At 53.1% G+C, this 674-nt stretch carries 1 protein-coding gene; it reads right to left on the reverse strand.

Annotation, left to right across the window (positions count from 1 at the left end; translation table 11 throughout):
• Positions 1–674: hypothetical protein (locus ABD971_RS32300; RefSeq protein ID WP_345327830.1), on the reverse strand; the 674-nt coding region annotated here is incomplete at both ends.

The raw sequence follows: 674 nt of genomic DNA on the forward strand, positions 1-674 counted from the left end.
GTCGCGACTTGTTGTTGGGCCGCGGCAGTCGACGCTTGTCGTGCCAATGCTGTATCAGCTTAGTAACGTAGGGCGGGATGCAGCCCATTTGCCGAGCGATTTCAACTTGCAGTAACCCCTGGTCCCAGAGACGCTTTGCCGTTTCGGACTGTTCGTCAATCAGCAATGGCCTCTTATAATCGAGTTTGAGTTCGATTTGATCATCTGGTGATACGTCGATCGAGATACCGGTAAAGCGTTTGACCAACGCGGCGACAACGTTCACCTGAGCACGACCCTGCAACCATCCGTGACCTTGTCTTCGCTCACCCTGCTGGTACAAAAGAATGGTTCCCGACATTAACGCTTCGATCAAACGACGAGCTAAACGTAGTTGCTGGTCGTCCTGTGCATCGTGAGCATCAAGCAGTTGCGTACGTAGTTTTTCGAGCATGGTGACGACCTCCTGATCCACCGGCACCACGATCTGCTGATTTTTCGCAGACTCATGCTCAGATAATTCGGCCAATGCCTCGTTGTGCGAGTGACGCAACTCGCGAATCAATTGATAAGTTTGCTGCCGTTCCGTCTCCGTCTCGCCAGGATCGCGACGGTTGAATTCGATGCGACTGCGAAACCCTTTGACACGCTCTCGCAGTCGCTGAATCGATTCCGAGTCTGGCTGAAGAACGGAC

Source organism: Novipirellula rosea (genome assembly GCF_039541335.1).
Lineage (GTDB): Bacteria > Planctomycetota > Planctomycetia > Pirellulales > Pirellulaceae > Novipirellula > Novipirellula rosea.